This is a genomic window from Paenibacillus xylanexedens, assembly GCF_007676705.1.
Classification (GTDB): Bacteria; Bacillota; Bacilli; order Paenibacillales; family Paenibacillaceae; genus Paenibacillus; species Paenibacillus xylanexedens_C.
On the sequence record NZ_VEBF01000001.1, the window covers coordinates 343,935 to 358,296 of the forward strand.

The 14,362-nt window shown below is 47.6% G+C and carries 9 protein-coding genes; 1 reads left to right on the forward strand and 8 read right to left on the reverse strand.

Annotation, left to right across the window (positions count from 1 at the left end):
- Window positions 1–198: 198 nt before the first annotated feature.
- The gene (locus tag FS628_RS01390) at window positions 199–5,403 is read right to left on the reverse strand and encodes an S-layer homology domain-containing protein (protein WP_260870895.1); all 5,205 of its coding nucleotides are present in this window, start codon (window positions 5,401–5,403) and stop codon (window positions 199–201) included.
- A gap of 446 nt (window positions 5,404–5,849) precedes the next feature.
- Window positions 5,850–7,406: an ABC-F family ATP-binding cassette domain-containing protein gene (locus FS628_RS01395; protein WP_145317950.1), complete on the reverse strand. Its 1,557-nt coding sequence runs from the start codon at window positions 7,404–7,406 to the stop codon at window positions 5,850–5,852.
- Window positions 7,407–7,603: 197 nt separating this feature from the next.
- Between FS628_RS01395 and FS628_RS01400 the strand changes: the two genes are divergently transcribed.
- A complete protein-coding gene (locus tag FS628_RS01400; RefSeq protein ID WP_145317953.1) occupies window positions 7,604–8,077 on the forward strand; it encodes an SET domain-containing protein in 474 nt (157 codons plus the stop codon).
- Between the two features lie 229 nt (window positions 8,078–8,306).
- On the opposite strand, the gene FS628_RS01405 is transcribed toward FS628_RS01400, so the two are convergent.
- From FS628_RS01405 to FS628_RS01430, 6 genes are all read right to left on the reverse strand, one after another.
- Window positions 8,307–8,912: a DUF1349 domain-containing protein gene (locus tag FS628_RS01405; protein ID WP_145317956.1), complete on the reverse strand. Its 606-nt coding sequence runs from the start codon at window positions 8,910–8,912 to the stop codon at window positions 8,307–8,309.
- A 47-nt stretch (window positions 8,913–8,959) separates the two neighbouring features.
- Window positions 8,960–10,306 (reverse strand): dihydrolipoyl dehydrogenase family protein, encoded by a 1,347-nt coding sequence (locus FS628_RS01410; RefSeq protein WP_145317959.1) that lies wholly within the window; start codon window positions 10,304–10,306, stop codon window positions 8,960–8,962.
- 50 nt (window positions 10,307–10,356) lie between these two features.
- A complete protein-coding gene (gene opuFB / locus FS628_RS01415) occupies window positions 10,357–11,871 on the reverse strand; it encodes an osmoprotectant update ABC transporter permease/substrate-binding subunit OpuFB (protein ID WP_145317961.1) in 1,515 nt (504 codons plus the stop codon).
- Window positions 11,864–12,838: an ABC transporter ATP-binding protein gene (locus FS628_RS01420; protein WP_145317964.1), complete on the reverse strand. Its 975-nt coding sequence runs from the start codon at window positions 12,836–12,838 to the stop codon at window positions 11,864–11,866. Before FS628_RS01420 ends, opuFB begins: the two co-directional genes overlap by 8 nt.
- Before the next feature lie 233 nt (window positions 12,839–13,071).
- Window positions 13,072–13,923: an NmrA family NAD(P)-binding protein gene (locus FS628_RS01425; protein WP_260870896.1), complete on the reverse strand. Its 852-nt coding sequence runs from the start codon at window positions 13,921–13,923 to the stop codon at window positions 13,072–13,074.
- The gene (locus tag FS628_RS01430) at window positions 13,913–14,359 is read right to left on the reverse strand and encodes a nuclear transport factor 2 family protein (RefSeq protein ID WP_145317967.1); all 447 of its coding nucleotides are present in this window, start codon (window positions 14,357–14,359) and stop codon (window positions 13,913–13,915) included. Before FS628_RS01430 ends, FS628_RS01425 begins: the two co-directional genes overlap by 11 nt.
- Between the last annotated feature and the right edge of the window lie 3 nt (window positions 14,360–14,362).

Below are 14,362 nucleotides of genomic sequence, written 5' to 3' on the forward strand. Positions count from 1 at the left end.
ATTTCTTCTCTCTAAAACCTAACACACCGGGTGTTTAGGGTCAATTTCAATGATTTTATGACATTTATCAGTTTCGCTGATAAAGGAACAATATGTGCGAATCCACCTCTGTTAAGGTAACGCAAAAAGACTTACTCCGACCTGCGTTTCAGGTCAAAGTAAGCCTTCTTTTTCACACTCTACAATTCTTGTATATCGTCAGTTATTCCATACCAGTTTGCTCATCATCGCATATAGCATCGTAGCCGCTTCAGCTCGATTTGCTTCGGCAAGAGGTTTCACCTCGCCGTTATACCCCCGGGTAATACCCAGATTTACAAGCAATGCCACGCTATCCCGGGCGTAAGAACCAATCGCAGAAGCGTCGCGGAAAAGGGTAAGACTATCCGATGCAGCCGACTCAGCGTCAACCAGTCCGGCCGCTTCAAGGGCTCTCACAGTCAACGTCATCATTTCCTGACGGGTGATCGTGGACTCTGGCAAGAAGCGTCCGTCACCGGTACCGCTGGTGATGCCTAGTGAATGAGCAGCTGTAACCGCTTCATAGTAAGAAGACGTCTCGCTCACATCAGAGAACGCATTACCTGATGCAGCATTCAAGCCCAGCGCTGTCATCAGCCACTGCACGTATTGGCCGCGGGTCATCCCTTGTTTTGGATACAACTGCGTGGAATCACCGCTTGCCTCTGCATCAATTACACCTCTAACAGCCAAAGCCTCCATTGCTTTCTTGGCCCACTGCACTTCTGCAAGATCTGCGAATGTCTGCTCCACAGACACAACAGCATAATTTCCTGTAAGTGACGTTACGGAGAATACAATCTCCCCGCTGTTTGGATCGTAATGACTTTGCGGCAATGGAGTTGCCACACCGTTCGCGCCAATGACAAACGCTACAATTCGATCCTGTTGCGTATCGTCTGATGATTGGTAAGGCAGACGCAGCGTCAACTCGCTTCCCGATGCCCATGGATGACCATCCAGTTGGAGTTCCAGCTGGACTCCATACTGCGTACCAAGCTGATCTGCGACTGTTTTCGGCAGCTCCGTTCTGACCAATCGGATTGATGCAATCCCGTCACCCACCATATCCTTCGGTATCAGCTGTGCAGGAAGCTCCAACGTCCCCAGTTCCGTAACGATGTTGAGCACGTGTGACTCGTCTTGATCCAACAACGCAGAGACAGGCAGGGACAGTTCATATGCGTTTGCTCCTGAGACCGGCTTCAGCCGAAGTTCGACCAAGCGCTGACCCGCATCCGTTGCAGGGGCAACTTTAAAAGCCTCTTTAATCGTTGAAACATCCACGTTGGACTGCACTACACCCTTCTGATCTGATTGTCCCTGCAACTCCAGAACAGAACGGTCCTTCTCCGGTTTAGGTTGTGGTACCGCATTCTCTGCACTTGGGTTACCACTTCCTGATTGTCCGCCATTGCTGGCCGATCCAGAACCATTTCCCGGATTTCCACCGGAATTGCCGCCTGGACTACCGCCCGAACCAGGGTCCGTGCCTCCAGGGGAAGGAACTGATGCGAGCACCTTCACCGTCAACGGTACAGTCAGGGCTCTACTGTCGTCAGAAGTTCGAGTAATTACCAACTCCAGGGTTACTGTTGTTTCCTTAGATGGTGGGACAATCGTTCCATCAGTTTGAATGACAGATGGTACCGAACTGGAAGCAATCGTCACCGTGAAACCTTGTGGCAAGGATGGGAACTTCAGTTTTTTTGCACCTGCGGAAGGCTGTTCCAGTGCCGTAATGCCTGTAGCTATATCGGCAGCGGTCTGCTGAACCATATGCACCTGATAAGCGGAAGATAAACCGCTCACGGATTGCCCAGACGCATCAAAAGCTTCCACTTTATAATAGTAATCCGTGCCAGGATTCAGTGCACTGTCTGTGTACTCCCGTCCATTGCCGCTATAGACCAGCGTATACTCCCCTTGCTCACGATCTGAGCGGTAGAGCTTGTAGCTTGCTGCACCAAGACGAGCATCCCAGTGAAGTCTTGCGCTCATTGAATCCAACGTATCAGCATTGAGACCAGCACTGTCATTGACAGGTGGCGCGGCGTCAGGTTTAACGATCATAATCCAACTAATCATCGGGTCCTGCGATGCCGTATTGCGCACGGTCAACTCCAGCTTGTTGTCCGACACGCTGATGCCTTTGTGGGTTCTAACGCTGGCAGGCGTAAAAGTAACTGCACCAGTGTTGGTGCCATTGATAAGGAAGTTCGCTTTGCGCGATGCATTGGTCCACGGATCGTTGAATCCGGCGTAGACATCGTATGTCCCGTTTGGCATATCAAATGTATAGGTTAAGTCCGTGCCTTTGGGAGAATTGCTGACATTGCCACCGTTCAGATATCGTACGGTCGAGAATATATCCCCGCCATTCGAACCGGATGCCAGTGCATCTGCGCTCACATAACCCCAATTGCGTCCCTCGGCCGGAGCGTACATCTGATCCGCCGTTCCCGGGTTGGCAAGCGTTCCTTTCATATAGGCACCCATAAGATTGTAATCAGCCGTTTCGTAACCTCCGCTGTTCACGAAATAAAGTGTATTCTCCGGAATAACGTTTACACGAACCGCCTGCTTTTTGTTGTTATATTCCGGTGTAGTGACCTGTAACGTGAGCGGTCCTGGTTTAGCAAAATCTTCTGCTGTCATGGCCCGGTTATCAATTGTCCATACTGCTGGCGTTGACACCAGTTCACCACCGTCGCGCACATTCAATGTCGTTGGCAGGGATGGTACTTTGCCTAGTGCCACGGCTTCTGGCAACGGATCAGCGATATCCACCTTACCCATCGAATTCAGCAGATCAGGTGTCCAACTGTTATACCACTTGATGGCAATGTCGGAGCCTATTCCAAACTCAATTGGCAAGAACACGTATTTTGCAGCGTCATTCGAGAAATTGCCACCATTCCACGTATCGCCCACGTAAATGAACTTGCCTTTTTCCGGATCGACCGGAATGACGGATGTGGTCTGCGTGCCAAATGCTTTGCCTGGATCGGGATCGCTCGGTAACGTACGCACAAACGGATTGGTCTGCGTTGACCACGGGCCAAAAATGTTATCCGCCACCGTCACTTTGTTTTCGTTAGGGGCCCAGCCGGAAGCTCCAGAGGTCAAAATATAATATTTCCCCTGATACTTGAACATCGCCGGCGCTTCGCGCTGTCCTCCCGGGAACACCCGCACGTAATCGACGCCGTGTTGTGCCTGATAGGTGGAATCCCGTATCGGATTTCCTTTGTCATCCGTTCGTCCTTCCTTATGCCACCCTGTTACGTCACTATAGTCTTCATTCAGTTTGGAGATATATAACGTCAGGTTTTCTTCGCTGGAGTAGATCAGATAACCGGTACCGTCATCGTCCTTGAACAGCGTCATGTCACGTGCCATGCCCTTATCGCTTGGGAAATAATCTTTCTCCCCTTCGGGAGCTCTGTCCATCCGGTAACTCTTCTGATATACAAAAGGCCCTGTTGGAGAGTCGCTGATCGCATAACCGGCTCGCGCCTTACCGTAATTCGCATTATCGTTATAGGGGTCCTTGTCGCCGTCCATGTGGGCCCACATCACGTATTTCTTCGTTTTGTCGTTGTAGATGACCTTTGGTCGTTCAATAATCCGTCCTTTGCGGATATCTGCCCAGATATCCACGCGGTCTTCACGCCCCGCATACAATTTGGAGATCAACGGGTCATTGTCAAAATCATCCATGGATTGAAGTGTTGTTAAAGCCATGCCTTCATCCGTCCAATTCATCAGATCCTTGGATGAATACACTCGCACACCAACAGCTGGCCAGCCGCCCTTATGATATTCGCCATACCAGTAATAGGTCTCCGTCTGTTCATCATAGAAAAAACCAGCCCCATGCGCATCAATCGGCTTCCCGTCCAGATCTGGCCACAATTGCCCTGGTGTAATGCTTGTGCGAACTGTGGCAACACCAAGCGGTGCGGATGCTGGAGAAGTTACGCCGTCCACGGTCGCCTGGATGATGTAAAAATATCCTGTGCCCATCGTCAGACCGCTATCGTTAAACGTGTTTTCATTGCCACTATAGACCTGCTGATACGTACCCGTAGCACTGGTTGCACGGGACACGGTATACGTTACATCAGATCCAGGCAGGACATTCCACCCCAGAGAGATTGATGTGTCCGTCACAGCTGTGGCAGCGAACTCTGCTGGAGAGTCAATGGAGTAAGTCGTAGCTTCTGCAACAGTGAATGCTGACTCCCCAGCTGCGTTATAGGCTGTTACGCGATAGCTGTAGCTGTTGCCAGGCTCAAGCCCTTCATCTGTGAAAACAAGCCCCTTCCCTTCATAGATCTGCTCATACTGCTCACTGCCAGCTTCGGCCCGAACCACGCGATAACCAGTCGCCTTATCCACAGCGGGCCAAGACAGCTGAACGCTGGTCGCGTTAAGTGCTTCGGCCTTTAATTCGCCAGGAGCCTGTGGTGCCGCCGCAGTCGTCCGAACTTCTAGCGGAGCAGTCCATAGTGATTCGGTTAGGCCTCCGTATTCATAAGCGAGCCTGTAATAATACACCGTATCCCCGCTTAATCCTTCATCCGTGTGTCCCAAAGATCCGGTACTTGTTATCAGAGAATAACCGCCTTCAGGCGTAGAGGAACGATACAAGCGATAGGCTGATGCACCCGCGATTTCAGACCATTGCAGTGAAACCGAAGACGCCGTCTGCTCAGCAATGGAGAGCTGTATATCGTTCTCAGGCGGATGCTCCGCAATGATCACGTCATCTGCATGTACCGACTGCCACTTATTCCGAATGCCCACGGTACCTGACCCGTATGTAGTATCGACCAGATCAAATACCAACCGATCGGAGCCGTTTTCGGCGATATACCCGCGAATGGTGGTACCTGATAACACCACTTTAAGTGTGTACCATGTGTTTTTGGCAAACGCATAATCCACCGTTTTCAGAGGTGTGTCTGATCCGTTTACCCGTTTGGAGAAAACGAGTTTATTATTAGGAATCTGCATTTGAAAATAGTAAAAGTTGCTCTTATCCTGAAACCGCGGCAATATTCCCGGATACCCCTGACCGGCTCCCGTGTAAAAGCGCATGGACACGGTCATGTCCGACATGGAGCCTCCAGTAGAGATGATGCCTTCATTGGTATCGCTCTGGAAAAGCGTGGAGTTGGACGTATCTGTCGGGTCAGCGAGTACTTCCCAATTGCCTGAGCTTACGTTCCACGTGGGTGATTCCGTGTAATTCCCATCCGAAAAATCGTCCTGCAACAACGTGGCGGGTATACTGCTCAAGTCGGCATACGCCTTACTCGGCAGCATCAACGGTCCGGAAGACAGCGCAAGTGTTGCAGATAACATAAATATCATGGGTTTCCTGAGTTTATCCAATGTTCATTCTCTCCTTTGGCGTGAAAGATGAAAGCATGGTTCTTGTATGCGCGGTGTTGTTGTTCAGCCTATACTCAGCAACCAGTGGTCAGTAACGAGCTTTTGTCCACCTCCTTATTTTAATGAAACCGGTTTCATTGGAGTGCAAAAAAAGACCCGTCTTCCCTTCTAAGTGCAATGATACCCATACGGAATACCGTGTTTTCTTTGCCCCTATGCAGTGAAACAGGTTTTTAATATATAAATGTAATCGCTTTCCTGAATTATATTATTGCCTTATTCAAGCTGTCAACTGTGAATTGGGTTTAAACATTTTTCGTTAAAACCACGCAAAAAAGGCGCGGTTTCTGCCTGTTTTGCAAGCAAAATTCGCGCCTTTTCTCACGCTTCGAGCTTGTTCGCAAGCTCGCACGTATTACATTACCTTAGAATACTTTTGTTGTCCACGACTCACAGTTCCAAGTCTCCGTAACAACATCACGGTAGAATTCGGGTTCGTGGGAAATCAGAAGAATACTGCCTTTGTAAGCCTTGAGCGCACGTTTCAACTCTTCCTTGGCATCTACGTCCAGATGGTTCGTCGGCTCATCGAGTACTAGCAGGTTCGTTTCGTTATTGATGAGCTTACAGAGACGCACTTTAGCCTTCTCGCCACCACTTAGTACAGCTACCTTGCTCTCAATGTGTTTTGTAGTCAAACCACATTTTGCAAGTGCAGCACGCACCTCGAATTGGGTATAGGAAGGGAACTCCTGCCAGATCTCTTCAATACAGGTATTGTAGTTGGCATCCTTGATCTCTTGCTGGAAGTAACCAATCTCCAGATGTTCACCACGTTGAACGGTTCCTTCCAGAGCTTGAATTTCACCCAGAATACTGCGCATCAGGGTTGTTTTACCGATTCCGTTCGCACCAACGAGGGCAATCTTCTGTCCGCGTTCCATGCGCAGATCCAGTGGTCTGGACAACGGTTCGTTGTATCCAATTACAAGACCTTTGGTTTCGAAAATGAGCTTGCCGGATGTTCTTGCATCACGGAAGTTGAACTGCGGTTTCGGTTTCTCCTTGGCGATCTCGATGACATCCATCTTGTCGAGCTTCTTCTGTCTGGACATCGCCATATTGCGTGTAGCTACACTTGCTTTGTTCCGCGCTACAAAGTCCTTGAGGTCAGCAATCTCTTGTTGTTGGCGTTTGTACGCCGATTCAAGCTGCTGTTTTCTCATCTCATGCACTTCCTGGAAATGATCATAATCGCCCACATAGCGAGTTAGATTTTGGTTCTCCATGTGATAGATCAAGTTGATTACACTGTTCAGGAACGGAATATCATGAGAGATCAGAATAAAAGCATTCTCATATTCCTGCAAATAACGTTTCAGCCATTCGATATGCAATTCATCCAAATAGTTCGTAGGCTCATCGAGCAGCAAAATATCGGGTTTTTCCAGCAGCAGCTTGGCAAGCAGTACTTTGGTACGCTGTCCACCACTCAGGTCATTGACGTCTTTATCCAGGCCGATATCTGTCAGACCCAGACCACGTGCGGTTTCATCCACTTTGGCATCGATCATGTAGAAATCCTGGTTTGTCAGTGTATCCTGAATCGTACCCACATCTTCAAGAAGTTGTTCAAGTTCCTCCGGGGTAACATCGCCCATCTTGCCATACATATCATTCATTTCCTGCTCCATGTCGAACAAATACTGGAACGCGCCGCGAAGTACGTCACGGATCGATTGGCCTTTATTCAATACAGCATGCTGGTCCAGATAACCAACACGCATCCGTTTGGACCATTCCACCTTGCCTTCATCCGGTTGAAGCTTGCCTGTAATAATGTTCATGAAGGTGGATTTACCTTCACCGTTGGCCCCGATCAGACCAATATGTTCGCCCTTCAACAGGCGGAATGAAACGTCGTTAAAGATAGCACGGTCACCAAAACCGTGACTTAATTTTTCTACATTTAATATGCTCATTCATGACACCTTTTCTATATAGACTTAATTCTTTGTATATTATAAGCGTTATATCCTGCACAACTCAACGCCATATTAAAAAATATTACACCTTTTTGTCTGAAATTTGCCTTATATGAAAGTATGGGGTAAAATTTTGCCTTAACGAATTACTACTATATAGAACGGAGCTCTTCGAAGAGCATCAGGTGAAGATTATGATCGAAGTAAAACAATCCAAGTTGGGTGATGGCGGTGAATTTAATCGCGGAGTATTTGCTACCGTTGATATTGCCAAGGGAACGCTTATCCATCAGGCACCCGTTGTGCCTTACCCAAATGAAGATCATGAGCATGTCGAAAAAACAATTTTGGAAGATTACGTTTTCGAATATGGGGCGAATCATACCGCCATTCTGCTCGGCTACGGCAGTCTCATCAACCACTCCTATGAACCTAACGCTACTTACGATATCAATTTTGATAACCACACCTTTGACTTCTACGCGTATACAGACATCAAAGCTGGCGATGAAATCGTGATTAATTACAACGGTGAGGAAGACAGTATGGACCCGTTATGGTTCCTGGACGATTACGAGGAGCGTATGCTTGAGTTCAATAAGTCCAATGATGATGAGGGTGAAAAAGAGACTGATACCCAGTCCCTGGATACGGACACGAGTAAATAAACGTTAAACTCAAAAAAGTTCGCAAGGAACCTTTGCGGTAAATGCGAAAAAACTCGCTAACCCTGTGTTTATGAAATGGTACCTTGAGGTCCTCTTCATAGTCCGATGTTTGAACACGAAAATAAGCAAGTCCTCCGCTGATGGAAGACTTGCTTATTTGTGTTGTCTTGCTTTCTAAGCCAGATACACCTGTTCATGTTTCATTGTTTATCGTGCATCTTAACTTGTTTTAATCCGTAATCGGTGGATCTGTATGCAAGTCTTCATCAGGTGCCGTGGAACTCCACTTGGTAAAGGCTACCTCGAAACCTGCCCGCTTGGGTGAACACAGAAATGGACCCGCGTGCTTGTTGTTTGGATGGGCAAATCGTGCAACTCGTATTGTTCGCCAAGGATGCTCATCTGTCCGAGCACGAATGATGACTGCTTCGTTACTGTATGAGGCTCTAATCGTTACGATTCGTCCACCCCATTCTGGTACAGGCGAGAGTGACCAATCCGAATACGTATTTGTCACGACGGCTCCAACATGAACTACGCCATCATTGACCTCAACACCAGCCTTGATCCATTGATCGTCTCCATGCCATAACATTAATCCAGCCTGATCATATAATTCGGTGAATGAGCTTAGATCAAACGATATTTCAATCGCTTCACTTCCATCCCATGGAGCAAGCATAGCGTGTCCATTCCGATGACAGAACCCATAGAATGTGTTCTCCCAGAAGTCACTGCCTTCCTGAGCTTCCACGACGAAACGATCCCCGTCCATCCGCGCAGCAACGGGTTCCGTAGTCCACTTCCCTGTATGAAATCCGATAAATTCCGACATCGTTATTCTCATCCTTCCTTTAGTCCCAAAGGGGCTCATCATCACTTCTATATTAGAGAACTCAGGTCCGATGCAGCCGTAGGATACGCAAAATTCATGCTGTTTAACTGGTCTGTGGTCAGATTGAACTGAATCGCCATCGCAAAAAGGTTAATCAATTCTTCTGTTTTGCTTCCGAGCACATGCGCACCTAGAATGCGGCCCGTTGGTTTGTCGATCACCACTTTGGCCATAGCCATTTTTTCATGAGTTCGCTTGTAAGTATACCATTTCGACATATCATTTACCTGCACATCATAGCCTTCTTTCTTGGCTTGTTCCGTGCTCATCCCCACAGCCCCAAGTGCAGGGACAGTAAACACAACGGAAGGCATGACAGTATAATTCGGTTTGTGTTGATTGCCCTCCAACAAATTGAACGATACGGCCCGGGATTCCTGACCTGCTAATGGAGTCAAAGGCAACCCTTTTGTGTCGGTCACATCTCCAGCAGCATACACTCTTGGATTACTTTCACTTTGTAAATACTCGTTCACCGCAATCCCCTTTTTGCTGTAGCTGACGTTACCTTTCTCGAGTTCAAGTCCATCCACATTGGGAATGCGCCCTGCTCCATGCACGACAAGTCCGCACTGCCACTGGTGGTCTGCACCATTGCGTGTGCCGTGAACGACATAAGCATCCCCCTCTTGTCGTATGGACTTCACCTCGGCGTTCAGATGAACGTGGATGCCGATCTCTTTCGATTTTTGTAACAGAGATTCCACCAGCTCCGCATCAAATGATTTTAGCGGCTGATCACTCCGATGCAGGATATGGACTTCCGTCCCGGCTCTGGCTGCAATATGAGCAAACTCAAATGCAATATATCCACCCCCTACCAGAACTAGTCGATCCGGAAGCCGTTCCAGATCCAGAAAGTCATCACTATATATAAGATGCTCTGACCCTTCAATCTCAAGTGGCGCTGGTCTTGCACCGGTAGCAATCAGGATGTGTTTGCCATGAAGGATTTCTTCTCCAACTTGGATATGGTCTTCATCGACAAATGAAGCTTTTCCATGGAACGTGTCCATTCCGGCCTGCTTGAATTGATCCTCACTTGCTCTAGGAATACTCTCGGTAAAAGTCCGCTTAAATGCCATCAGATCAGACCAGTTTATTCTTGCCTGACCTTGAATTCCTTTCCCTTGCATCCGCTCATTCCAGTCAATCAGCTCAGCCGCTCCAGTCAGTACTTTCTTGGGATCACAGCCTCTCAGTGCACAGGTTCCTCCGAACTCACGCTCATCAATCACAGCGATTTTCCATCCAGCTTCAGCGCAACGGGTGATTACAGAGCTTGCTGCGCTCCCTGTTCCAATTGCAATCAGGTCATAGGTTTCTTGAGTCATCATGGTTCCTCCTCATCCTTTTGGTACATCTATTGCAGGGATGCCTGAAGTTACAGCAATCCAGCCTGTTTAAGGTACTCTGCTGCAACCTGTTCAGGATTCTCTCCCTCTACGTTCACGTCATAGTTCATCTGACGCATCTCGTCATCCGTAATTTTGCCAGCAAGCTGATTCAGCACCTCAACCAGTTGTGGATATTGATCGGCCGTCTCTTTACGAAGCATGGGCGCGCCCTGATACGGCGGGAACAATTCCTGATCATCCTCCAGCACAACGAGTTCATACTGCCTCAACTCACTGTCTGTGGAGTAAGCATCAACGAGATTGATATCTCTGCGCTGAAGAGCACCATAGCGAAGTTTGGGTTCCATAGTCGCCACGTTCGGGAATTGAATGCCATATTTCTTCTGTATGCCAAGATATCCGTCTTCCCGATCAGAGAATTCAAGCGTAAACCCTGCTTTGATCTGCTGCTCAACCGGTTTGAGATCCGAAATGGTCTTGAGACTGTATTGATCTGCAATGCTCTGTGGTACAGCCAACGTATACGTATTGTTATAATCCATAGGGTTCAGCAGCACCATATTGAACTGGCTTAACATTCCGTCTCTGGCTTGTTCGTAGACCTCTTTTCGATCCGTACTCACAGCCGTTTCCTTCATGAATTCGGAGATGGCTGTCCCTGTGAATTCAGGATAGATATCGATATCCCCCGACTTGAGGGCATTGAACAGGAATGGTGTTTTGCCCAATCCAGGCTTCAATTCAACCGTTAAATCCGTGTCTTTTTCGATGAGCAATTTGTACATATTAATGAGAATTTCGGGTTCCGCCCCCAATTTCCCGGAAATCACGAGATCCTTCTGTCCTCCCCTCGCAAAAAAGGGAATGGTGATCACAAGTATCGCGATCAGAGCCAGCGAACCCAAGGTAACCAATGTTTTCTTGAAAGACAAGCGCTGGAACTGGCGAAGCAGTACATCAAACAAAATGGCCAACAATGCGGCTGGAACAGCACCAAGGATGATCAATGCTGTATCGTTCCGATCAATGCCCAGCAAGATTAATGCACCCAAGCCTCCTGCGCCGATCAAGGCAGCAAGTGTCGCCGTTCCTACGATGAGGACCATCGCGGTCCGAATTCCGGCCATAATGACAGGCATCGCCAGTGGCAGTTCCACTTTGATCAGACGTTGTCGACTGTTCATGCCCATCGCATTCGCCGCTTCGACCATGGAAGAATCGACTTCGGAGATGCCAGTGTACGTATTGCGAAGTACCGGAAGCAGTGCATACACCACCAGTGCTATGATTGCTGGAAGTGTACCTATACCGAATAGCGGAATAAGCAAGCCGAGAAGTGCCAAGGACGGTATCGTCTGCAATACAGCCGTAACTCCAATAATCGGTTCAGCGACTTTGGGCTTGCGTGTCAAGTAGATACCAAGCGGGATGGCGATTAGGACAGCAAAGAACAACGCGATAAATGAGATCTGAATATGTTCAAGAAGAGCAGACAATAACTGACCTTTACGCTCGCTGAACACCTCCGTGAATCTACTCATGTCCATCACCTCGCTCCTGCAACTGACCGGACCAATATTTCATCAGATCAGCCCGACTGATCTCGCCAATAATCTGGCGGTTACTTTCAACCAGCAGATGGTCATGGGAAGCCATGATATCAACTAATTCATTTAACGAAATGGATACGGGAACGGCCGTTTTGGCTGATTTTGGCACATGACCAGGTGAGAGTGGTGACATGATGGATTCGAGATCGAATCCAGATTCTGAACTTGTATCGGCATTAGGACTTCCGACAAACTCACGTACGAAGTCATTGGCTGGGTGCTGGATTAACTCTTCCGGAGTGCCTACCTGCAATACTTCTCCATCCTTCATAATGCAGATGCGATCCCCCAGCTTCATCGCTTCCTGAATATCATGGGTGACAAATACAATCGTTTTCTTCATCTGACGCTGGATATCCAGAATATCGTCCTGCAATTTCTCGCGGCTCATTGGATCGAGTGCACTGAACGGTTCATCCATCAATACAATCTCGGGATCGGCAGCGAGCGCACGCAACACACCAATTCGCTGTTGCTGTCCACCGGATAGTTCGGCAGGCTTGCGCTCACTGTACGTATCTCCGTGCAATCCAACCATGTCCAGCAGATTATGTACACGCTCCTTGATTTGATCTGATTTCCATTTCCGGAGTTCTGGGACAACCGCAATATTTTCGGCAATGGTCATATGCGGGAATAATGCAATCTGTTGCAGCACATATCCAATATTCCAGCGTAATTCATGAATGTTGTATTCATCGATAGAGCGTCCATTAATGCGCACCGCTCCATCTGTTCGTTCAATCAGGCGATTGATCATTTTGAGCATGGTGGTTTTGCCACATCCACTCGGACCAATCATGACGAACAATTCTCCCTTGTTAATGTTGAGGTTAACCTGACGCAAAGCCGTAGTTCCATCAGGGTATTGTTTAGATACATTTTCGAACTGAATCATCCAGACTCTTCTCTCCTTTATCAAACATTCATTCTCATCTATTTCCCCAAAAGTACCCTCATATAATCATTGGTATTGAACAGGTGCAGTGCGATTGATATCCACTTGAACAAGACGGATATTGCAAATGTTTGATAAATCAGCAAAAAAAGACGGGCCTCCGGGCACCGCCTTCTTGTTACTCCACAGAATTTCTTCCAAGATTTCTATTATTTTTTATGATGCCTTCGATTTTATTGTATAAAACGATTAAATACTTGACTGATACTAATGGGGCTATTCCCCGTCAATCTCAGCACGGTATCCGTTACTTGATCTTCCCGGCCTTCTTCACGGATGAAAATATCCAACCCAGCCAGAACTGTTGCATAGTCTTCGGGCATCCCGGCTTGAATCATGCTGTTCCTCAATTCATCATCGGACAAAGATTCGTGCTGAATAGACTGGTCCAGTATACGACTAATGATGTCGGCAACCTGCCCGTAAGACAATGTTTCCGGTCCCGTAATGATATGGGCTGTATTATGAGGGACCATATCTGTCAGAGCTCGGAAGGCAACAGCTGCAATATCATCTGCGCTGACAAAACCGATTTTACCCTCACCCGCAGCACTGTAGATTTTACCGAATTGCTTCATCGTCTCCCAATGTGGTCCCTCCGTAAAGTTCTCCATAAAGTAGGAAGGTTGTAGTACAGCCCACTCCGGAGCATGCGCTTTTAGATACTGATGTACTTTGCCAAATATAGGACCATCTTCATTAACTGAAGCACTGCCAAGCAAGACAAATCGCTTAACGCCGCTCCACAATGCTTCCTTGATGAACGGAATCATGACGTCTTCTGGGGTCATGTCCATGACTGGCACGACAAGGTACACCTGGTTCACATTTTTCAGTGCCGGAGCATAAGTCTCGGAATCATACCAATCAAAATATACATAGTTATCACCAGAACCAGAAAAAGATGCTTTAGTTCTTCCTGCCAAACGCACCGGATATTGTTGCTTTTGAAGTATGGCCGCAACACGGCTTCCTGTCTTCCCATTAGCGCCTGTAATAAGTGTCAACGGTTTATCATTGATCATGTTTACTTCCTCCTAAGTCCGATTCGATTACGATCATCGGATTCCAATAGTCTTTATAATGTGTAATTTTTCCATTCTTGTGGCTCACTACAGAGATGTAAGTTTGGTTATATGGCTTGCCTGTAACGAATGAACGCCCTTTACAAGTAAATTCGGCCACAAACTGTTGTTTCGTGGAATCAGCAATAATCACCGGTTCGGAAAACTGCTGGATTTCAACCATCCCCAGTAGATTATGTAGATGATTCGAAATTGCGGCTTTGCCTTCCAGTTTCTGAGGGTATCCTTCTGGTGCATATGGGAATTCAAAGATAGCTTCAGTTGTATATAGTTCCATCCACTGTTCCAATTTTCCCTCCAGTAGCAATTGAGTAAATCCATGCATAATCTGATGTGGTACACTATTGCCCGCTTCCAGCTGCTGGGATTGTGTCATCTC